The organism is Blattabacterium sp. (Mastotermes darwiniensis) str. MADAR (assembly GCF_000233435.1).
Taxonomy (GTDB): Bacteria; Bacteroidota; Bacteroidia; order Flavobacteriales; family Blattabacteriaceae; genus Blattabacterium.
Genome location: NC_016146.1, coordinates 542,717 through 565,703 on the forward strand (window position 1 = coordinate 542,717; position 22,987 = coordinate 565,703).

19 protein-coding genes and 1 tRNA gene are annotated in these 22,987 nt (G+C 26.8%); 12 read left to right on the plus strand and 8 right to left on the minus strand.

The genetic code is table 11. The features are described 5' to 3' along the window. Positions 1 to 24: 24 nt before the first annotated feature. Positions 25 to 2,619, minus strand: coding sequence for an ATP-dependent chaperone ClpB (gene clpB / locus MADAR_RS02685; protein ID WP_014158986.1), 2,595 nt, complete (start codon positions 2,617 to 2,619; stop codon positions 25 to 27). A 139-nt stretch (positions 2,620 to 2,758) separates the two neighbouring features. On the opposite strand from clpB, the gene prfB reads away from it, so the two are divergent. From prfB to menD, 6 genes are all read left to right on the plus strand, one after another. After that, complete coding sequence (gene prfB, locus MADAR_RS02690; RefSeq protein WP_049779099.1) at positions 2,759 to 3,844, plus strand: peptide chain release factor 2; 1,086 nt, start codon at positions 2,759 to 2,761, stop codon at positions 3,842 to 3,844. A gap of 86 nt (positions 3,845 to 3,930) precedes the next feature. Continuing rightward, positions 3,931 to 5,322: a decarboxylase gene (locus MADAR_RS02695; RefSeq protein WP_041178049.1), complete on the plus strand. Its 1,392-nt coding sequence runs from the start codon at positions 3,931 to 3,933 to the stop codon at positions 5,320 to 5,322. Positions 5,323 to 5,336: 14 nt separating this feature from the next. Continuing rightward, positions 5,337 to 6,188, plus strand: coding sequence for an agmatinase (speB, locus tag MADAR_RS02700; protein ID WP_014158989.1), 852 nt, complete (start codon positions 5,337 to 5,339; stop codon positions 6,186 to 6,188). Positions 6,189 to 6,191: 3 nt separating this feature from the next. Next, positions 6,192 to 6,893 carry a (d)CMP kinase gene (gene cmk / locus MADAR_RS02705; RefSeq protein WP_014158990.1) on the plus strand — a complete coding sequence of 234 codons (702 nt, stop codon included), beginning with the start codon at positions 6,192 to 6,194 and terminating at the stop codon, positions 6,891 to 6,893. Continuing rightward, positions 6,890 to 7,624, plus strand: coding sequence for a 3-oxoacyl-[acyl-carrier-protein] reductase (gene fabG, locus MADAR_RS02710; RefSeq protein ID WP_014158991.1), 735 nt, complete (start codon positions 6,890 to 6,892; stop codon positions 7,622 to 7,624). The genes cmk and fabG overlap by 4 nt, the downstream gene beginning before the upstream one ends. A 13-nt stretch (positions 7,625 to 7,637) precedes the next feature. Next, entirely contained in the window at positions 7,638 to 9,320 is a 1,683-nt protein-coding gene (gene menD / locus MADAR_RS02715) for a 2-succinyl-5-enolpyruvyl-6-hydroxy-3-cyclohexene-1-carboxylic-acid synthase (RefSeq protein WP_041178050.1), read from the plus strand. Here the strand turns inward: menD and MADAR_RS02720 are convergent. The 3 genes from MADAR_RS02720 to MADAR_RS02730 form a co-directional block, all read right to left on the minus strand. Then, positions 9,309 to 9,758, minus strand: coding sequence for a vancomycin high temperature exclusion protein (locus tag MADAR_RS02720; RefSeq protein WP_014158993.1), 450 nt, complete (start codon positions 9,756 to 9,758; stop codon positions 9,309 to 9,311). The genes menD and MADAR_RS02720 overlap by 12 nt on opposite strands. Positions 9,759 to 9,927: 169 nt before the next feature. Then, entirely contained in the window at positions 9,928 to 13,215 is a 3,288-nt protein-coding gene (gene secA / locus MADAR_RS02725) for a preprotein translocase subunit SecA (protein WP_014158994.1), read from the minus strand. A 23-nt stretch (positions 13,216 to 13,238) separates the two neighbouring features. Beyond that, positions 13,239 to 13,472 carry a DUF2795 domain-containing protein gene (locus tag MADAR_RS02730; protein ID WP_014158995.1) on the minus strand — a complete coding sequence of 78 codons (234 nt, stop codon included), beginning with the start codon at positions 13,470 to 13,472 and terminating at the stop codon, positions 13,239 to 13,241. 150 nt (positions 13,473 to 13,622) lie between these two features. Here MADAR_RS02730 and fmt point away from each other — a divergent pair, with 150 nt between their 5' ends. Together fmt and MADAR_RS02740 are read left to right on the plus strand one after the other, a co-directional pair. Then, positions 13,623 to 14,567, plus strand: coding sequence for a methionyl-tRNA formyltransferase (gene fmt, locus MADAR_RS02735; RefSeq protein WP_014158996.1), 945 nt, complete (start codon positions 13,623 to 13,625; stop codon positions 14,565 to 14,567). 77 nt (positions 14,568 to 14,644) lie between these two features. Further along, a complete protein-coding gene (locus MADAR_RS02740) occupies positions 14,645 to 14,911 on the plus strand; it encodes an HU family DNA-binding protein (RefSeq protein WP_014158997.1) in 267 nt (88 codons plus the stop codon). Positions 14,912 to 14,931: 20 nt separating this feature from the next. Here MADAR_RS02740 and pdxH read toward each other — a convergent pair whose 3' ends face one another. Then, positions 14,932 to 15,582: a pyridoxamine 5'-phosphate oxidase gene (pdxH, locus tag MADAR_RS02745; protein WP_014158998.1), complete on the minus strand. Its 651-nt coding sequence runs from the start codon at positions 15,580 to 15,582 to the stop codon at positions 14,932 to 14,934. Between the two features lie 94 nt (positions 15,583 to 15,676). On the opposite strand from pdxH, the gene MADAR_RS02750 reads away from it, so the two are divergent. From MADAR_RS02750 to pheT, 3 genes are all read left to right on the plus strand, one after another. After that, a tRNA-Met gene (locus tag MADAR_RS02750) sits at positions 15,677 to 15,750 on the plus strand. 27 nt (positions 15,751 to 15,777) lie between these two features. Then, a complete protein-coding gene (dnaN, locus tag MADAR_RS02755) occupies positions 15,778 to 16,923 on the plus strand; it encodes a DNA polymerase III subunit beta (RefSeq protein ID WP_014158999.1) in 1,146 nt (381 codons plus the stop codon). Positions 16,924 to 16,931: 8 nt separating this feature from the next. After that, the gene (pheT, locus tag MADAR_RS02760; RefSeq protein WP_014159000.1) at positions 16,932 to 19,013 is read left to right on the plus strand and encodes a phenylalanine--tRNA ligase subunit beta; all 2,082 of its coding nucleotides are present in this window, start codon (positions 16,932 to 16,934) and stop codon (positions 19,011 to 19,013) included. Here the strand turns inward: pheT and MADAR_RS02765 are convergent. Both MADAR_RS02765 and trxB read right to left on the minus strand, forming a co-directional pair. Next, positions 19,008 to 20,456 carry a glycine--tRNA ligase gene (locus tag MADAR_RS02765; protein WP_014159001.1) on the minus strand — a complete coding sequence of 483 codons (1,449 nt, stop codon included), beginning with the start codon at positions 20,454 to 20,456 and terminating at the stop codon, positions 19,008 to 19,010. The genes pheT and MADAR_RS02765 overlap by 6 nt on opposite strands. A 34-nt stretch (positions 20,457 to 20,490) precedes the next feature. Beyond that, positions 20,491 to 21,435: a thioredoxin-disulfide reductase gene (gene trxB, locus MADAR_RS02770; RefSeq protein WP_014159002.1), complete on the minus strand. Its 945-nt coding sequence runs from the start codon at positions 21,433 to 21,435 to the stop codon at positions 20,491 to 20,493. A gap of 106 nt (positions 21,436 to 21,541) precedes the next feature. On the opposite strand from trxB, the gene MADAR_RS02775 reads away from it, so the two are divergent. Continuing rightward, entirely contained in the window at positions 21,542 to 21,973 is a 432-nt protein-coding gene (locus MADAR_RS02775; protein ID WP_041178051.1) for a type I restriction enzyme HsdR N-terminal domain-containing protein, read from the plus strand. Here MADAR_RS02775 and gap read toward each other — a convergent pair. Continuing rightward, complete coding sequence (gap, locus tag MADAR_RS02780) at positions 21,961 to 22,977, minus strand: type I glyceraldehyde-3-phosphate dehydrogenase (RefSeq protein ID WP_014159004.1); 1,017 nt, start codon at positions 22,975 to 22,977, stop codon at positions 21,961 to 21,963. The two genes, MADAR_RS02775 and gap, sit on opposite strands and share 13 nt — an antisense overlap. Positions 22,978 to 22,987: the final 10 nt, after the last annotated feature.

Here is a 22,987-nt window from a genome sequence, read left to right on the forward strand (position 1 = left end):
AAAAAAGAGGTCTTTTTTGTGTAATTATTGTGCTGGTTCTGATTGTCTGAAAACAATACCTTTTTCTTTAAAAAAATCTACTAAAATCTTATGACGATCGTGGATTCTTCCTTTAAGAATTTCTTTAGAAAGATTATTTAGAATATCATGTTGAATCACTCTTTTTAATGGTCTAGCACCAAAATGAGGGTCAAAACCTTTTTCAGATAAATAATCTATCGCTTCATTAGTAGCTTCCATACAAATATTTTTATTCCATAACAATTTTTCCAATTTTTTCATTTGCAATTTTACAATATCTCTAATCTCTTTCCTGGTAAGAGGTTTGAATAGAATAATTTCATCAATACGATTAATGAATTCTGGTCTAACTATATTCTTTAACAAATCTATTAAAGCATTTTTTGTTTTTTCCATTCCATTGGTTAATTGATCTTGAATAATATCCGCACCTACATTAGAGGTCATGATGATAATGGTGTTTTTAAAATTTACTGTACGACCTTTATTATCTGTCAACCTTCCATCATCTAAAACCTGTAACAATATATTAAATATATCAGAATGTGCTTTTTCTATTTCATCTAATAAAATAACCGAATAAGGTCTACGACGTATAGATTCTGTTAATTGTCCACTTTCATCATATCCTATATATCCAGGAGGAGCTCCAATAAGTCTACTTACAGAATGACGTTCTTGATATTCACTCATATCTATACGGACCATATTATTTTCATTGTCAAAAAGATATTCTGCTAACGTTTTAGCAAGTTCTGTTTTTCCTATACCTGTACTGCCCATAAAAAGAAAAGATCCTATAGGTTTTTTTTCATCTTGAAGTCCTGCTCTGGAACGTCGTATAGCATCGGAAATAGATTGTATAGCCTCATTTTGACCTATTACCCTTCTGTGCAATTCTTTTTCCAAACACAATAATTTTTCTTTTTCGCTTTGCAACATTTTAGTAATCGGAATTCCAGTCCACTTAGAAACAACCTGAGCTATATCTTCTTTGGAGACTTCTTCCTGAATCATTTTTTTTCCTTTACATTCCTTTTTTTTTAATTCTATTTCAAATGATTTTACCTTATTTTCTTCTTCTTTTATTTTTCCATATCTCAACTCAGCTACTTTCCCATAATCTCCTGATCTTTCCGCTTGTTCAGCTTCAAATCTAAAATTTTCTATTTTATCCTTAGATTTTTGTATTCCTTCAACCAAATCTTTTTCACTTTGCCATTGAGCTTGTAATTGCATTCTTTCTTCATTCAATTTAGACAATTCTTTTTTTAAGGAAACTAATTGTTTTTCATCATTTTCTCTTTTAATGGCTTCTATTTGTATTTCCATTTGCATAATTTTCCTATGTAAAACATCTAATTCTTCTGGTTTAGAGTTTATTTCCATTCTTAATTTTGAAGCCGATTCATCAATAAGGTCAATAGCTTTATCTGGTAAAAAACGTTCGTTGATATAACGTTGAGATAATTCTACGGCAGCAATAATAGACTCATCTTTAATTCTTACTTTGTGATGACTTTCATATTTTTCTTTAATTCCACGCAATATAGAAATAGCATCTGTCACAGATGGTTCATCAACATATACCTGTTGAAATCTTCTTTCTAAGGCTTTATCTATCCTAAAGTATTTTTGATATTCGTTCAAAGTAGTGGCTCCTATAGCACGAAGTTCTCCTCTTGCTAGAGCCGGTTTTAAAATATTTGCAGCATCCATCGATCCTTCTCCACCTCCTGCACTGACAAGTGTATGGATTTCATCAATAAATAAAATAATCTCTCCATCTGAGGAAGTCACTTCTTTAACAACGGATTTTAAACGTTCTTCAAATTCTCCTTTGTATTTAGCTCCTGCAATAAGAGAAGCCATATCTAAAGAAAAAACTTGTTTATTCTTTAAATTATCTGGAATATCTCCATTAATAATTCTATGTGCTAAACCTTCAGCTATTGCTGTTTTTCCAACCCCTGGCTCTCCAATTAGAATAGGATTATTTTTTGTTCTTCTAGATAATATTTGTAAAACTCTACGTATTTCCTCATCACGTCCAATAACAGGATCTAATTTTCCTTTATTAGCCCATTCATTAAGATTTTTTGCATATTTTTCTAGAGAATTATAAGTACTTTCTGCTGTTTGAGAGACTACATTCCCACTTTTTTTTCTGACATTTTCAATCAATTTTCGTATTTTATTTTCGTTAAATCCTTGATTTTTTAAAAGTTTAGATGTTTCGTCCGAATTCATAAAAATAGCATAGAAAATATGTTCGATAGAAATAAATTCATCTTTCAAAAAATATGCATAATTTTCTGCTGCATTAAACATTCTTGTAGAATGATTACTAAAATGTTGAGTAATAGGTTGACTCACTACTCTAGGATAAGAAGATATAATCTTATCCAATTCTATCATTATTACTTCACGATTTATATTCAATTTTTTGAAAAAATAAGGAATAAGGTTTTCCTCTATTTTTAATAAAGCCTTCAAAATATGCGAATTTTCAATAGATGGTTGATTATTCATTAAAGCAATACGTTGTGCCTCTTGGATCACCTCTTGAGATTTTAGAGTAAATTTATTCAAGTTCATATTATATTTTTTTTAAACAATAATTAATGGAAAAACGCTAAGATATGGAATGATTTTATAATTGATCATTAAGTTCTTTTCATCAAAAATTTTACTTCGTTTTTTTTATGAAAATATTTATTATTTTCGTATCATGACAATAATAAACAAAGAAGAAATACAATCCATTTCTAAAAAAATTAATAGAATTTATGATCTACTGAACATTGAAAAAATAAAAGATTTTATTGATAACGAACAAAAGAAGATCTCAAATCCTAATTTTTGGAAAAACTCTAAAAAGGAATCAAAAAATTTCATCAAACGTTTTAATTCTATGAAAACGTGTATGCAAAATTTTTTTGAATTAAAAAATTCTCTAGAAGAATTAGAAATTATCTTTTCTCTTTCTAAAGAAGAAAATCTAGAAAAAGAACTTAAAATTCAATTTATTAAAACTAAAAAATTATTAGACGATATAGAATTAAAAAATCTTTTTCAAGACAACGAAGACTATTATAATGCTATATTGCAAATTTCTTCTGGAGCAGGAGGTACGGAAAGTTGTGATTGGACTTCTATGTTAATGAGAATGTATACAATGTGGGCAGAAAAAAAAAAATATTCGGTTAAAAATATCCATCTCATCCATGGAGATATTACAGGAATAAAAACCGTTACTCTAGAATTTAACGGAATATATGCTTTTGGATATCTAAAAGGAGAAAATGGAGTACATAGATTAATACGGATATCTCCATTTGACAATAATTCAAAACGTCATACATCTTTTTCTTCTGTTTATGTGTATCCTTTAGTAGATAAAAAGGTAGAAGTTGAGGTAAAATCATCCGATATTCATTGGGAAACTTTTCGTTCTTCTGGAGCAGGAGGACAAAATGTAAATAAAGTAGAAACTGGAGTACGACTACGTCATATCCCAACGGGTATCGTTATTGAGAATACAGAATCTCGTTCACAAATACAAAACAGACAAAAAGCTTTACAACTTTTGAAATCCAGATTATTTGAGATAGAATTAAAAAAAAGAAATGAAAGAAAAAACAAAATAGAATCTGAAAAAAAAAAAATAGAATGGGGATCTCAAATACGAAATTATATTATGCATCCTTACAAATTGGTAAAGGATTTGCGAACAGGTTATGAAACTACAAATATTAACTCGGTCATGAATGGAGAAATAGATATTTTTTTGAAAAAATTCCTAATGTATAAAAAAAAATAGAATTTTTATTCTATTTCAAAATTAATTCCTATTTGATTATTAGTTTCACTCAATTAGATCCAATCTTTGATTTTCCTATTCATTCAATGAAAATTCGATATTCTGATCTTATAGATCAAACCTTTGATTTTCCTACAGAGGAGTTTACCATTAAAAATAATTTTTTAGAATTTCATGGAATTCCATTGATGGATCTTATTCAAAGATATGGGACTCCTTTAAAATTTACTTATTTACCAAAAATTTCTCAAAACATAAAAAAAGCTAGAAAATGGTTTAAAAAAGCAATCGATTCCAATCGATACAATAACAAGTATACTTATTGCTATTGTACAAAAAGTTCTCATTTTTCTTTTGTATTGGAGGAAGTATTAAAAAATAATATTAGTATTGAAACTTCATATGCTTATGATATAGAAATTATTAAAAATCTTTATCAAAAAGGAAAAACCAGCAAAAATATTGAAGTTATTTGTAACGGATTCAAAACTCATAATTATATAGAAAATATATCGGAATTAATTAATAATGGATTTTGCAATACTATTCCTATATTAGATAATTCCGATGAATTAGAAAAATTGAGTTTTTTTATTCATTATCCATTTAAATTAGGCATACGAATAGCTTCTGAAGAAGAACCAAAATTTGAATTTTATACCTCTCGACTAGGAATAGGATATAAAGATATCCTTGTTTTTTACTTGAACCAAATAAAAAACAATCCAAAAGTAGAACTAAAAATGTTACACTTCTTTATCAATACTGGAATCAAAGACACTGCTTATTATTGGAATGAACTTTTTAAATGTTTACATATTTATGCTAGATTAAAAAAAATAGCTCCTGAATTAGATATATTAAATATAGGAGGAGGTTTTCCTATCAAAACATCGATGTCCTTTAAATATGATTATGAATACATGACCAATGAAATTGTCTATCGAATCAAAAAATTTTGTCAAGAAGAAAATGTTTCAGAGCCCCATATATATACAGAATTTGGAGCTTATACAGTAGGAGAAAGTGGAGGAATTATCTATAAAATACTTAGTCAAAAGAAACAAAATGATAGAGAAAAATGGAACATGATAGATAGTTCCTTTATGACTACTCTTCCCGATACTTGGGCTATCAGTCGTAGATTTATCATGATGGCTATAAATCGTTGGGATGATTCTTATGAAAGAGTATTTTTAGGGGGCCTAACATGTGATAGTGATGATTATTATAATTCAGAACAACATATGAATGCTATATATCTTCCTTGCTTCCGTGAAAAAATCCCACTTTACATTGGATTCTTTAATACTGGAGCCTATCAAGATACAATAAGTGGATACGGAGGAGTCCATCACTGTTTAATTCCACAACCAATTCATATTTTGATCAATCATGATGAAAAAAAAAACTTAGTGTATAGAATTTTTCGATACTCTCAAAGTCCTAAAGAAATATTAAAAATATTAGGTTATTAAAAAATATTTTTTTTATGAAAAAAAAAACTTTTGCTGGTATTCCTAAAAAATATGCTACTCTTGAAAAATCACAAATAGTACTAATACCAGTTCCGTATGATTCTACTGAAACATGGAAAAAAGGATCTAATAGAGGACCTGAAGCTTTTTTATCTGCATCGGAACATATGGAATTGTATGATATAGAAACAGATTCAGAAGTATACAAAAAAGGAATTTTTCTTGCTGCTCCTATTGGAAATACTTCATTATCGTCTAATAAAATGATAGAAAAAGTATATCACACTACCAAGAAGTATCTTTTAAAAGAAAAATTTGTAACTCTCATAGGAGGAGAACATTCTATATCCATAGGAAGTATTCGAGCATTTGGAGAAAAATATACAGATATGAGCATCCTTCACATGGATGCACATACAGATTTACGTCCTAAATACAATGGAAATCCTTACAATCATGCTTGTTCTATGTTTGAAGCCTCAAAAAAATATCCACTGATACAGATAGGAATTCGTAGTATGGATGTACTAGAAAAAAAGTATATTCAAAATGAAAATATTTTTTATTTTCATAAAATCTATCAAAATGATTCATGGATGAAGGAAGCTATTCAAAGATTATCACAAAATGTATTTATAAGTATAGATATAGATGTATTTGATCCAAGTATAGCTCCTTCTACAGGAACTCCAGAACCAGGAGGTTTTTTTTGGTACGAAATATTAAAATTTTTTCGAATGGTTTTCGAAAATAAAAAAATTATAGGATTTGATATTGTTGAACTTTTACCAAATAAAAAAGATTACTCCACAGATTTTTTATCCGTTAAACTTTACTATAAATTATTATCATATAAATACTACTAAATAATGAATCAAAAAATAATTATATCCATAGATGGATATTCCGCTTCTGGAAAAAGTTCTTTGGCTCAAGAAATTTCTAAAAAATTGAAATACATACATATAGATTCAGGATCTATGTATAGAAGCATAGCTTTATTAGCTATTAGAAAAAAAATTTTCAATAGCGATTTATGGAATATAAAAAATTTTATTCCTTTTTTGAATAATATCCATTTTCAATTTCAATGGAATAAAAGATTGAATAGAACAGAAATCCTTTTAAATAAAGAAAATATTCAATCTGAAATACGCTCTATGGAAGTAACCGAAAAAGTTGGTCTAATAGCAAAGATACCAGAAATTAGAGATAGATTAACAATTATACAAAAAAATTTTGGAAAACAAAAAGGAATTGTCATGGATGGTAGAGATATAGGATATATGATTTTTCCTCAATCAGAATTGAAAATTTTTCTGAAAGGATCCATAGAAGTTCGTGCCTATAGAAGATATAAAGATCTTAAAAAAAAAGGGAACAAAGTAACCTATGAAGAAATCAGAAAAAATCTATTCTATAGAGATATGATGGATATCAATCGTAAAATCTCTCCACTTAAAAAATCTATAGATTCTATAGAAATAGATAACACATTTCTTAGTTTAGAAAAGCAATTAAACCTAGTTATTCAATTAATAGAAAGTATTTATAAAAAAAAAAAAAAATGAAACTTTTAAATGGAAAAATAGCAATAGTTACAGGCGGTTCAGGAGACATTGGAAAATATATTGTGAGAACATTTGTCCAACATGGAGCGTATGTTATTTTTACATTTTTTTCATCAAAAAATAATGCAATAAAATTATCCTACGAATTGAAAAATTCTGTTAGTTATTACGAAATTGATCTCAAAAATTTAGACTCTTCAAAAATTTTTGTTAAAAAAATTACAGATAAATTTGGTCGTATAGATATATTGGTAAACAATGCAGGAATAATAAGAGATAATTTTTTATTGAAAATGTCGGAAAAAGATTGGGATGAGGTTATTCGAACTAATATTTATTCGGTTTTTAATTTAACAAAATATGTAATATTTCCTATGATTAAACAAAAAAATGGCAGCATTATTAATATGAGTTCTGTTGTAGGGATAACAGGAAATATTGGACAATCCAATTATGCAGCATCTAAAGCAGGAATTATCGGTTTTACTAAATCAATAGCTAAAGAATTAGGAAAAAAAAATATTCGTTGTAATGTTATAGCTCCTGGCTATATTTCTACTCAAATGAATTCTCATTTTCAATTTAAAATAAAAGAAGAATGGATTAAAAAAATTCCATTAAGAAGAGCAGGACATCCTCAAGATGTAGCTAACTGTAGTCTATTTTTGGCTTCTGATTTGTCCAATTATATTACTGGATCTGTATTCAATGTTAATGGTGGAATGATTTAATTCGTAAATAATGTTGTATTCAGATAAAAAGATTGTGCAAAGCTTAGGAGAGATATTGATAGCAAAATCCATTTTTCATATAATAATATCTCCAGGTTCTAGAAACGCACCAATAATCATTCACTTTACACAGCATCCATCTTTCAAAACTTATAGCATTGTAGACGAACGTTGTGCTGGTTTTTTCGCTTTAGGAATAGCGCAAAATATAAATAACCCTGTAGTTCTTAGTTGTACTTCTGGATCTTCTGTAGTGAACTATTACCCTGCAGTAATAGAATCATTTTATCAAAATATACCACTTATTTTTATTACGGCAGATCGTCCTAAGAAAGTTATAGATATTCTTGAAGGACAATCCATTCATCAAGAACATATTTTTAACAACCATGTAATATCCTCTATACAATTAACCGAAAATGAATCTAAGTTAGGCTTGTGGTATAACGATAGATTGATTAATGAATCTATTAATAGATGTATTATAAAAAAAAAACCTATACATATTAATATTCCTTTTTCAGAACCTCTTTATGGAACCACCACTTGCTTACAAGTAAAACCTAAAATTATAAATGTTATACCTGTAAAAAATTATATTGAAAAAAAAAAGTATTATAAAAAGGAAAAATATATATGGAGAAAATCCAAAAAAAAAATGATTTTACTAGGTTTATACAATCCAGAAAAAAATTTTGAAAAAATTTTGAAAAAATTAAGCATAGATCCTTCTATAGTTATTTTCACAGAAACTACATCTCATGTATATGGAAAATTATTTTTTTCATGTATAGATCAACTACTTTTTAGTATGAGAGATAAAGAATGGTTAAATTTGAAACCCAATCTCCTATTAACCGTTGGGGGAAACATTATATCCAAAAAAATAAAATTTTATTTACGAAAATATCCTCCAATGTACCATTGGCATATAGGAGAAAAACTAATAAATTATCCAGATACTTATTACAAATTAACCACTTATTGGCCTATACAACCAGAACTCTTTTTCAAAATAGTATATGAAAACAATTTACTACAATCATCCAATTATAGATATAAATGGGAAGAATTTAGAAAAGTAAGAAGAAAAAAAAATAATTTCTTTTTAAGAAAAGAAAAAAGTTTTTCAGATCTTAAAGTTCTATTTCTTATATTCAAATCCATTCCTAATGATTCTGTTTTACAATTAGGAAACAGTACTATAATACGGTATTATCAACTTTTTGATAATAAAAAAAAAAATTTTATTAAATCTTATTGTAATAGAGGAACTTCAGGAATAGATGGTTGTGTTTCTACTGCTATAGGTTATGCTATTCACAGCAAAAAAATGGTGACATTAATTGTTGGAGATATAAGTTTTTTTTACGATAGCAATGCTTTATGGAATAATTATATACCAAAAAATTTTCGGATTATACTTATCAATAATGGAGGAGGGAATATTTTTAGATTTATTTCAGAAGGAAAAATTCCTGAAAAAATTTTCAATTTTTTTGAAACCAAACATTTTTTTACTGCAAAAAAAATTTGTGAAATGCATAATTGGAAATATGAAGTGGTATCGGATAAACTATCCTTGATAAATAGTTTACATGGATTTTGGAATCCATCAGATCTTCCTTGTCTTTTGGAAATCAATACTAAAAACTCTTCTAATGCAGAAGTATTAAAGAAATATCTATCCTCTTGATTTTATTTCTCTCAAAAAAGAGAAAAATATCTCCACTATAGCTTTAATTCTAGCAAAAAATTCTCTAATCTGCATTTTGAAATCAAAAGTAAGGTTTTTTGCGTTAAAACCTATGACATCTAATCCCAAACAATTTCCAATAAATATAGCTCTCTCATTATGAAATTTTTGGGAAATGATGGTAAATTTTCTTTGATTAAATATTTTATAAACTCTTATAACAGAATGAATAGTACTAATTCCAGAAATATCCTTGTATATAAAATAATTCGGAATCCCTTTTCTTATTAATTCTTTCTTCATCATTTTTGGTTCGTTATAATTTTTATCTCTATTATCTCCACTGACTATGATATAACGAATTTTTTTATGACGAAATAAAAAATAAGCGGCATCCATCCTATATTTAAAATAGGCATTTAATCCTCCTCCATGCAAATATTTAGAAGTACCTAGAACTACTCCAAATGTATTATATGGAATTTCATCAATATTATCATAGTTCTTTCTTATAGACCATAAACTAATCCCAAAATAACCAATAACTATGAATAAAATTATGATAAAAAATATACGTCTTATTTCTAATTAACACAATCTTATTTTTCTAAAAACAATCATCTTCTATAATCCATTCTCCCTTTTCCAAAAAAAAATATACTTTCTTGAATTTTATATTCTTTGTTTCTCCTGTAACTAAATGGCGGATATTAATTCTATTGTTTCTTCTTAATTTTTTTCCATTTTTTTCTTTAAAAAAGGAATCTATTATTCTATTATTATTTGGAAGACATACGATATCGTTCTTCATTATAGTAGACTGAAACAAAAAAGAAAGAATTTTTCTATTAATTTCATAAACTCTTTCTTGAAACAAATTGAAAGCATTCTGTTTGTAAACTATAAGAGGATCTTTTTGTTCAAAAACAGCATTTTGTACAGAATATCGTAAATTATCCATTTCACGCAAATGCTCTTTCCACTTTTCATCCAGAAAACACAATATAGTTTTTTTTTCAAACATAGATAACAAAGATTCCCCACGACTATGATAAAATTCTTTTAAATTTGATGTAGAAACAATATTAATAATGCCATTTGTGAATACAACCTGAATTGTATAATAATCCATTTTATTTTTTACATTATTGGATAGAATAGGAAAAAGATCTTGATGAACTATTTTTTCTTTTTTTTTCCTATAACAATTTATAATTAGATCATGAAGAAAATTAATACAATTTCGTTCTTTATATGAAAAAAAATCCCTTTCTGAAAGGGGAATTTTAATCCCAAAAATTTTAAAAAATTCGTATTCCAAATTCTTAAAATCATTAAAAGATTTATTAAAAAATATCATGATATCCAATAAAACATACACCATATTAGAAATATCTAAATTCAAATCCTCTCCACATAAAGCATTTTTACGTCTTTTATAAATAAATTCTCGTTGTTTATTAATAACATCGTCATAATCTAGCAAACGTTTTCGAATGCTAAAATTATTATTTTCTATTTTCTTTTGTGCTCTTTCTATAGATCTCGTTAACAAAGGATGTTGGATAATATCTCCTTCTTTATGTCCAAAACGATCCATTAATTTAGACAATCGTTCTGAATCTATAAATAAACGAATTAAATTATCTTCTAGGGATACATAAAATTGAGAACTACCTGGATCTCCTTGACGTCCAGAACGTCCTCTTAACTGATTGTCTACCCTTCTAGAATCGTGTCTCTCAGTTCCTAAAACTGCAAGTCCTCCATATTTAACTACTTCTTTGGATAGTTTGATATCCGTTCCTCTACCTGCCATATTTGTTGCTATAGTTACAGATCCAGGAAGTCCTGCTTTTGCTATAATTTCAGCTTCTTTATCATGTAATTTTGCATTTAAAACATTGTGTTCTATTTTTCTAAATTTTAAAGCTCTACTAAGAAATTCAGAAACCTCAACAGAGGTTGTTCCAACAAGAACAGGACGTTTTTCATATTTGGATAAATGAATGATTGTTTCTATAATAGCATTATATTTTTCACGTTTTGTTTTAAAAACAAGGTCTTGTAAATCTTTCCTTATCATAATTTTATGTGTAGGAATGACTACAACATCCAATTTGTAAATATGCCAAAATTCTCCGGATTCTGTTTCAGCTGTCCCTGTCATTCCAGATATTTTCTTATACATTCTAAAATAATTTTGCAAAGTAATAGTAGCTAAAGTTTGACTGGAAGATTCTATTTTTACATTCTCTTTTGCTTCAATAGCTTGATGAAGACCATCTGAATAACGTCTTCCTTCCATAATACGACCAGTTTGTTCATCCACTATTTTCACTTTTCCTCCTAACACCACATAATCTACATCTCTTTCAAATAAAGTATAAGCTTTAAGTAACTGGTTTACAGTATGTATACGTTTTGATTTTACCGAAAAGTTTTGTAATATTTTTTCTTTTTCTTTGATTTCTTTTTCTTTAGGAAAATTCTTTTTTTCTAATTCTGTAATTTCTACATTTATATCAGGCAATACAAAAAAACCTATATCTTTTACATTTTTGGATAAAAATTCAATTCCTTTATCCGTTAATTCTACAGTATTATTTTTCTCATCAATAACAAAATAAAGATCTTTATCCACTTTATACATCTCTCTTCCATTATCCTGTAAATAATAACTTTCCACCTTTTGTAAAAGAAAACGTATTTTATCCTCACTTAAAAATTTAATTAAGAATTTTTTCTTTGGTAACCCTCTATATGCTTGAAAAAGTTTAAACCCACCTAATTTTTTTTCTCCATACTTAATTAAATTTCTTGATTCATAAAAAAATTTTTTTACTTCTATATTTTGCCTATTGACAATATCTTCTATTTTATCTTTCAATAATTTAAATTCTTCTATATTCTCATTATGAGAATGTACTACTGGGCCTGAAATAACTAAAGGAGTTCGTGCTTCATCTATTAAAACGGAATCTATTTCATCTATAATAGCATAATTCAACTCTCTTTGAACCAATTCTTCTTTAGAACATACCATATTATCACGTAAGTAATCAAAACAAAATTCGTTATTCGTTCCATAAGTGATATCTGCTTGATAAGCTTTCTTACGCATAGAAATATTAGAAGATGGATAATTATCAATACAATCCACTCTTAATCCATGAAATTCCATTAAAGGAGCCATCCAATTTGTATCTCTTTTAGACAAATAATTATTTACGGTAACAATATGAACTCCTCTTCCAGAAAGAGCATTTAAATAAGCGGATAGAGTAGCTACAAAAGTTTTTCCTTCCCCAGTAGCCATTTCAGCTATTTTTCCTTGATGGAGTACTATTCCTCCCATCAATTGAACATCATAATGAACCATATCCCATATTATAGATTTCCCATAAAACTCCCATTCGTTTTTCCAAATAGCCTTATCTTTTTGCAAGTGAACGTAAGGTTTTGTTTTGGAAAATTCTTCATCGAGAGGAGTAGATTTTACTATAATTCGTTTTTTTTCTTTAAAACGTTTAGCTGTTTCTTTGACCACAGCAAAAGCTTTAGATAAAAGACTGACCAAAACTTTTTGTTCTGTATTATAACATTCTTGTTGGTTTTTTTCTCTATTTAAATGGACCTTTTCCAAGGTATCTATAGAACAAGACTTTTCTTTTATTTTATTTACAAAATACTCCTCTCTTTGATAAAATTTTTTTGTCGATTCCTTTATTATATCCTTAAATTCTTGAGTTTTATTTCTTAATTCATCATCTGATAAAAAAGATATTTTTTTTTCTTCTTCTTTTATATGAATTAAAAATTTTCTAACTTCTTGAAGGTCTCTTTCATTTTTATTTCCTAATAACTTTTTTAATATATCTATAAAAAAACCCATGAATTAAGTATCATAAATAACAGTTAAAGTTCATATTCATCCCTATTCCAATAAAAATCTTCATCATCACGTGGATAATCTTCCCATATATCTTCTATAGTTTCAAATACTTCTCCCTCCCCATTTTCTAACTGTTGAAGATTTTCCACAACTTCTAATGGAGCACCTGTTCGAATGGCAAAATCGATTAATTCCTCCTTTGTAGCAGGCCAAGGAGCATCTTCTAAATGAGAAGCTAATTCTAAAGTCCAATACATATTGTTTGTTGATTTACTGAATTAGATTTTATAGGAAAAATTATATTTTTTTATGTTGGATTGAAAACCATCAATGAACCAACCATAAAAAGATAAAATTAGTGAATTTAAATTACAAATAAAATAATTTTATTTCAATGATAAACATATATGAAAGAATTTCCTAGAATTGTTTTTATAGGTTCTACTTCTTTTTCTCTTTTTTCCTTAAAAGAACTATATATTCATAAATATAATATTGTAGGGATAATTACAAATCCTGATCCAGTTAGTAAAAAAAAAAAGAATATTATAAAAGAATACGCCTTAGAAAATAATATTCCTTTTTTACAACCCAAAAATCTTTTAGATTCTTCTTTTTTAGAAAATTTGAAAGTATGGAAAGCCGATATACAAATTGTCGTTTCATTTCGAATTTTACCTAAGGAGGTATGGAAGATGCCTAAAATAGGAACCATTAATTTACATGCATCACTACTACCCCAATATAGAGGAGCAGCTCCTATAAATTGGGTAATTATTAATGGAGAAAATCAAACTGGATTAACTACTTTCTTTGTCAACGATCAAGTAGATTGTGGAAAAATTCTTTTCCAAAAGAAAATAGAAATAAAAAAGGAAGAAACAGCTGGAGAACTTGAAAATAAATTAAAAAAGATTAGTGGATCTATGATCATAAAAACATTGGAAGGAATTTTTCAAAAAAGAATCAAACCTAAATCTCAAAAAACTATTATTCCGTTAAAATATGCTCCAAAAATATTTACGATAGATTGTAGAATTTTTTGGCAAGAACCTTCTATAAATGTTATTTATAATAAGATAAGAGGACTTAGCCCTTATCCTTCCGCATGGACACTTTTATTTTTTAAAGAAAATAAATTCGTTAGATTCAAAATTTTTATGGTAAAAACAATACATAAAAAACATTTTTTTCCAATTGGATTAGTAATTATTTCTTCCTTTGAAATGAAAATATCTGTAAAAGAAGGATTTATCTCTATTATTGAAGGACAAATAGAAGGGAAAAAAAAAATGAATATAAAGAATTTAATCAACGGAATAAAAATAAGAAAAAATCTTTTTGTTCGATAGATCGATAAAAGGTTCTTTTATTATTCATTCATTTTATTATATTTGCTATTGTTGATTGATGATAAAAATTAAATCAAATGAATAAAACAGAATTGGTAAATTCAATAGCTGAAAAAACAGGAATCACAAAGATAAAAGCAAAAAATGTTACAGATGCATTTATTGAAACAGTAATTGAAACTCTTAAAAAGGGAGATAAAATTACATTAGTTGGATTTGGAACCTTTTCTGTTGTAGAAAGAAATCCAAGAAATGGAATAAATCCTAGAACAGGAAAAAAAATTCATATACCAGGAAAAAAGGTAGCTAAATTTAAAATAGGTGCAGAATTAACAAATTTGTAACTTTATTCCATAAATAACACTTATGGAGATAATCGATATAATTTCCACTTGTTTTCTTTTTCGAATTCGTAAATCAATCGATCATGAAGTCGATGTGGCTGTCCTTGCCAAAATTCCATTTTATAAGGTTTTACAACATAACCACCCCAATAAAAAGGACGTTTGATCCTATGTTCCTTAAAAAAATTGCTCCATTTTTGATATTGACTTAACAAATAATCTTTAGATGGAATAATAGAACTTTGTTTTGAAGCCCAACATCCTACTTGATTTTCCTTAGGCCTTTTATAAAAATATTCATCCGATTTATTTATCGATAATTTTAGTGCTTTTCCTTTGATAATAATTTGCCTTTCTGTATTGGGCCAATAGAAAGAAATACATACTTTTGGTTTTTTATGAATGGATAGTCCTTTAAAACTACGATAATTTGTATAAAAAACAAAACCATCTTTAGAATACATTTTCAACAAAACAATTCTTGTTTCAGGAACTCCATCTTCTCCTATAGTTGAAATAGACATAGCATTAGTCTCTGTATTTGGAGGATGAACCTCTTTTTCTTCTTGAAACCAAGAATGAAATAATGTTAAAGGATCCAAGGGCACCTTAGATTCCATCAAGGATTTTTTTGTATAAATTTTTCTATAATTATATAGATCAAAAGTCATAATATTAAAATTATAAAAAATAGATTAACTTTAATTTTTTGAAACTTTTTTCTTTATATTCAATTGAATTAATCATGAAATTTATAAAGTATAAGGCGTGATAGCTCAGTTGGTTAGAGCGTTGGTTTCATAACCCAGAGGTCGGGGGTTCAAATCCCCCTCACGCTATTCTATTTATAAAAAAAAAAGTATAGCATGCATTTTTTTGTTTCTAGCTTTTCTCTTTTACAAAAATTATATGTTTTACATAAAATTATAGATCCTAAAAATAATTCAGAGTATTTTATTTTTGAACTTTTCGGAGAAAAGTTAATGATACTAATTTCAGATTCAGAGAATAACATGATTACCACAGAAATACAAGTAAGTGTAAAAAAAAATTCAAAAGAAAAAATAGCTATTCCTACTAAACTTATAATAGATCTTCTAAAAACATTTCCGAAAGAAGATATTATTCTCAAAAAAGAAAAAAAGATACTTTATATTTATTCTGAACAGGGGTATTATCCAATACCTACCATTTATGAGGATCAATTATCCAATAATAATGAACTTATAAAGTTTACGAATAATTTTTTGATAGTCAACACTCAAAAAATAACTTTATCCTCAAAAATACTTTTGAAAATTTTAAACAAAACTTTATTTGCAATTGGAAATGAATATTTCAACCCTATTATGAATGGAGTCTATTTTAATTTTTCTCCATATGGAGCTACTTTTGTAGCCACGGATACTTATAAATTGGTTAAGTATACCATAAATAACATTAAATTAAATCATTCTATTGAATTTACTATACCCAAAAAATCTTTGAAAATTCTTCAGAATATTTTAAAGGAAGAAAAAGAAACAAGTAGTGTAACCATTGAGTATAATAAAATTGATATCATTAAATTTTATTTTGAAAATAAAACTTTTCTATGTCGGTTAATCAATGAGAGATATCCAGATTATAATTCTGTAATTCCTAAAAATAAGGATATGTTATTGATAATAAATCGTCTTTCATTTTTAAATTCCGTTAAGAGAGTATCTATTTTCTCTAAAGAAAAAATAAGTTTTATTCGTTTTTGTTTGGATGATGAAAAATTAAAAATTTATGAGGAAAATCCCTTTAATTATTCAAAAATTAAGTGTAAATATATTATTGCTAATAATTTTCAATATAGATCTATAAAACTTGGATTCAATTCTAAATTTTTGATAGAAACATTATCCTCTTTTAATGATGATTTTGTTAGTTTTGAATTATATGATAAAGTAGGTATTTTTAGACCCTATTCTAATACAAAAAAAGAAGAATCCTTTCTTATATTGATTATGTCTGTTATAGTATAAAATAAAGCATGAAAATCTCATATAATTGGCTTAAGAAATATATTTCTATTATTGATATTAGTGAAAATAAAATATCGAATATATTAACCGATATAGGATTATCGGTAAAAAGTATAAAAAAAACCACTATAGAGAATGATAAGGATTCTATTATGGATATAGAAGTGACTCCTAATCGTTCCGATGCTATGAGTCATTATGGAATAGCTCGTGATTTATATGCTTGTCTAACATTTCGTGGATATAAAGTTACTTTATTAAAACCAATAATAAAGAATTATAAAAAAGACATTGATAAATATTGTTTTCAAATACTTATTGAAGAAAAAAATAAATGTAAAAGATATTCTGGAGTGGTCCTTTCTAAAATAAAAGTAGATTCCTCTCCTAATTGGTTAATTAATCGATTAAAATCGATTGGAATAAAATCCATCAATAATGTAATGGATATAAAAAATTTTGTAATGCATGAATTAGGTCAACCTATACAGGTTTTTGATATGGATCAAATAAAAGGAGATAAAATTATAATAAAGAACGTAAAAAATAAGGTTCATTTCAGATCTGAAGATCATATAAAAAGAGAACTCAACGAACAAGATTTGATTATATCGGATACAATAAAACCTTTATCTATAGCAGGAATTATAAGTAGTCATCATTCAAACATTAATACAAAAACCAAAAATATTTTCTTAGGAAGCGCCTATTTTAATCCTATAGAAATCCGTTCTATTGGAATAAGACATCTTATAAAAACAGAAGATAGACTTCTGTTTGAAAAAGGAGTGGATCCTAATCAAACTGTGTATGTTTTACAAAGAGCCGCTACACTTATCAAAAAAATTACAAAATGTCAGATAAGCTCAGACATAGTAGATGTTTATCCTCATCCCATATCTCCTTTCAAAATAAAACTTCATTATAAAAAAATTATAGATATCATAGGAAAAAGAATTTCTAAAAATACAATAAAAAAAATTTTATCCTTGCTTGAAATTGTAATTCATTCCGAAAATGAAAAATTATTATTAGTTTTTGTTCCTCCTTATCGAATAGATGTTCAAAGAGAAATAGACTTAATAGAAGAAATATTACGTATTTACGGAATGAATAGAATCAAAGAATCTAACCAAATCCAAATATCCTCAGTTCCTACTAATAATTGTAAGCCAACAGAAGATCAAATACAAAAAATCATTTTTAATCAACTGGTCAATTATGGATTTCAAGAAATTATAAATCCTCCTATGATAAATAAAAAATCAGACTATTTTTTATTAAATTCCTTTTCTCATTCCCATAGAAAAATAAAATCAATTAATATCATAAATCCTACGAATAAATATTATAATTCAATGCGTCCCAGTCTATTATTTGGCATGATAGATAGCATAAAATATAATTACAATAGAGGAAATAATCTAATAAAATTTTTTGAATTTGGAAAAATATATTACAGGAAGAATAATCAATTTTTAGAGAAAACTTGTCTTAGTATAGCTGTATTATCAGAAAATCTTTTCTTTTTTTTCTTAAAAGGAATTATAGAGCAAATTTTTCAAAGAATAGGAATTACTCATTATACTCAAAAACACTCCAACAGTTCTCTTTTAAAGAATAGTATATCCATTCAATATAAAAATAAAAACTTTGTTGAATTAGGAAAAGTAGAAGAAAGTATAAGTAAAAAAAAAGAAATATTCTATGCAGAAATTGATTGGGAATATTTAATTTCTATAGTTCAAGAAAAAAAAATAATTTTTGTTCCATATTCTAAATATCCTACATCAAGAAGAGATTTATCCTTATTAATTGATCAAATAATTCCTTTTGAAAAAATTTATCAATCCATAAAAAAAATGGAAAAAAATTTGATCAAAAAAATCAAGTTAATTAAAGAAATTAAGATATATGATTTCTATAAGGGAGAGAATTTACCAATATCTAAAAAATCCTATACAATAAGTGTTTTTTTTGAAAGTCATAAGGAAACATTAACCGATGTTATTATTAATGAGATAATGAAAAAAATAGAAAAAATTATAAAAAATAAATTAGGAGCAAAAATTAGAGGAGTAGATCTATAATAATTTTTTCAAAACTTTTCTAATTCCGGTTTCACGTTCTATAATTTTTGAAATATCTTTTATATGAACTCTTTTCTGTAGCATGGAATCTCTATATCTCATAGTAACTGTATTGTTGTTTATAGTTTCATAATCAATTGTAAAACAAAGAGGAGTTCCAATAGCATCTTGTCTTCTATAAAGTTTTCCAATGGACTCTTTTTGATCGTAAATTAACCGATAATCTATTTTAAGATCATTGAATATTTTTTTTGCTATTTTTGGTAATCCATCTTTTGAAACTAATGGAAATATAGCTGCTTTTATAGGAGACAAATAAGGTGGAATTTTTAGTACGATACGTTGATTTCCATTTTTCAATTTTTCCTTTTTAAGAGAAGAAGAAAAAATGGCCAAAAAAAGACGATCTAACCCCAATGAAGTTTCTATAACATAGGGAATATAATTCCCTAATTCCTTTCCAAAAACTCTTAATTTCTTTTTGGAAAAGAATTCATGTCTTTTTAAATCAAAATCTCTGCGAGAATGGATTCCTTCTATTTCTCTAAATCCAAAAGGAAAATTAAATTCTATATCCGATCCAGCACTAGCATAATGAGCCAGTTGATCATGATCACGTATTTGATATTTTTTATTTCCTAAATTTAATTCTAAATGCCATTTAAACCGAATATTTTTCCAATATTCATACCATTTTATTTCTTCTTCTGGTAGAATAAAGAATTGCATTTCCATTTGTTCAAATTCACGCATTCGAAAAATAAATTGTCTGGAAATAATTTCATTCCGAAATGATTTTCCTATTTGAGCAATACCAAATGGTATTTTCATTCTACTAGAACTTTTAACATGAGAAAAATTAGAAAATGTACCCTGAGCAGTTTCTGGACGAAGAAAAAAATCCCCTTTTCCATTTTCAATAATAATCTTAAACATAGTATTAAATAAACGAATATCGGTCCAATTATGAGATCCACTTATAGGATCAGGAATATTCAATTCATCAATCAAAATACGGATATCTAATAGATCCTTTTTTTTTAAGGATTTATACATACGTAATAATATTTGTTCTCTATTAGGAATACTACTTTTTTTTTTATGCATAAAATCTATATATTCTCTAATTAATACCTCAGGACGATATCTTTTTTTTGAATCTTTATTATCGATGAAGAAATCATTGAATTTTTCAATATGTCCAGAAGCTTTCCAAATATTAGAGTGCATGAGTATAGAAGTATCTAATCCAACTATATTTTCATGAAGTTGAGTCATTGATTTCCACCAATATTCTTTAATGTTATTTTTTAATTCTATTCCATACTGACCATAATCATATATAGCATGAACCCCCCCATAAATTTCACTGGATGGAAAAACGAAGCCATAATTTTTGGCATGAGAAATTAAAAAATGAAAAAAATGATTGTTTTTTTTCATGCATAAAAAAAATGAAAAATACTAAATTAAATTATTAACAACAATATAAATATCTTTCTAAATCTAAAGCAGCCATACATCCAGTTCCAGCAGAAGTAATAGCTTGACGATATATAGGATCTTGAACATCTCCTGCTGCAAAAACTCCTGGTTTATTCGTACAAGTACTTCCTTTTTTTACAATAATATATCCTTTTTCATCCATATCCAGTTTATTTTTAAATAATTCCGTATTAGGAGAATGACCTATGGCAATAAATAATCCACTAATAAAAAGTATTTGACTAGTTCTAGTTTTTTCGTTGAATATTCTGATTCCTTCTAAAAAATTATCTCCAATAATTTCTGTAATTTTAGAACAAAAAAATATGTTGACATTCTTTTTTTTTAAAATACGATGTTGCAAAATTTTAGAAGCTCTTAAATAATTTTTTCTAACTACTAAATAAACATTTTTACAAATTTTTGATAAATAGCTAGCTTCTTCTAAAGCGGTATCTCCTCCTCCTATGACTGCTACATCTTTTCCTTTATGAAAAAATCCATCACAAGTAGCACAAAAAGAAACTCCCAATCCCATCAATTTTTTTTCCTTATCTATTCCTAAAAATTTAGGACTAGAACCTGTAGCTATGATTATTCCTTTACTTTCTACTATATTTTCTTCATCCTCTATTTTAATACAATGTATTCCTCCTTTTTGACTGGAAAAATGTACTTCTGTAATAGTTTTATGAATAATTATAGTATTAAAACGTTTGGCTTGTTTCTTACAATTTTCCATGAGGGATTTCCCACTAATTCCCTTTGGAAACCCAGGATAGTTATCCACGTTTATGGTAGATGTTAATTGTCCACCAGGTTGAAATCCAACAAAAAGCATAGTATTTAGATCTGCACGAGAAGCATATATAGCTGCGGAATATCCAGCAGGTCCAGATCCAATAATGACACAATCTACTATTTTTTTTCTTGACATAAAATAAAGAATACTTTTTTTTTAATTAAGAAAATTTTTTGAATTTTTTTTTCGAAAAAATTATAGAATAATTTTATTTTTAAATTCAAAAATGTTGAATATTCATATGTCTTTTTTTGATTTTTTCATCAATCATTTACATTTAAAAAAAATAAAAAATAAAATCTATATATATTGCGTGATTCGAAAAAAAAATTATTCCTTTACTAAAGAAGAAGTGATCCGTCAATATATAATTTTTTTACTGAAAAAAGTAAAAAATTACAAAAATTCCAACATATTGGTAGAATATCCTTTTAAAATAAATAAATTAAATAAAAGATTAGATATTTTGGTTCATTTAAAGGAAAAACCATACATAATCATTGAATGTAAAGCTCCAAATGTTTTATTGACACAGAAAACTTTTGATCAAATTTCTAGATACAACAAAAAAATAAAGGCTCCATATTTAATGATCAGTAATGGAATAAAAAATTTTATTTTCCAAACGGATAAAAATAACAAAAGGTTTGACTTTTTAAATTATATTCCATAACGAGAATCCATATAATGAATAAGATCTACAAGTTTAGTGGAATAACCCACTTCATTATCATACCATGAGACAATCTTGATAAAAGTAGAACTTAACATAAGGCTTGAGCTAGCATCAAAAATGGAGATTCTTTCATCTCCTATAAAATCAGTAGAAACAACAGATTCTTCTGTATATCCTAATATTCCTTTTAGTTTTGTCTCCGACGAATTTTTCATACAATGTTTAACATTTTTATAAGTAGTACGGTTTTTCAAACGAACAGTTAAATCTAATACAGAAACATCTGAAATAGGGACTCGAAAAGCCATACCGGTCAATCTTCCATCTAAACTAGGAATTATTTTTCCTACAGAATTAGCAGCTCCAGTATATGCAGGAATAATATTAGTTAATGAAGATCTACCCGATCTCCAATCTCTTGTAGACGCAGAATCCACCACCTTTTGAGTTGCAGTAGAAGCATGTATAGTTGTCATCAACCCTTCCAAAACTCCAAAATTATCATTTAATACTTTAACAATTGGAGCTAAACAATTAGTTGTACAAGAAGCGTTAGATACAATGAATTGATCATATTGTAGAGTTTCATGATTAACTCCCATAACATACATAGGAATATCATCTTTTGGAGGAGCAGATAATATTACTTTTTTAGCTCCTGATTGTAAATGAATACTAGCTAAATCTTTTGTTAAGAACAGACCAGTAGATTCCACAACATATTTTACATTTAAGTCACCCCATTTTAAATTTTTAGGATCCTTTTCATGAGTAACTTTTATCCGTTTTCCGTTTAAAATTAAAATATTATCATTTTCTATACGAATATCTCCTTTAAAAGTACCGTGAACGGAATCATATTTTAATATATAAGCTAAATACTCTATGGGGACCAAATCATTAACGGATACTACTTCAATATCTTTTCTATTTAAAGAAGACATTAAAACAAATTTACCTATTCTTCCAACACCATTGATTCCTATTTTAATTATGGCCATGATTAATAAT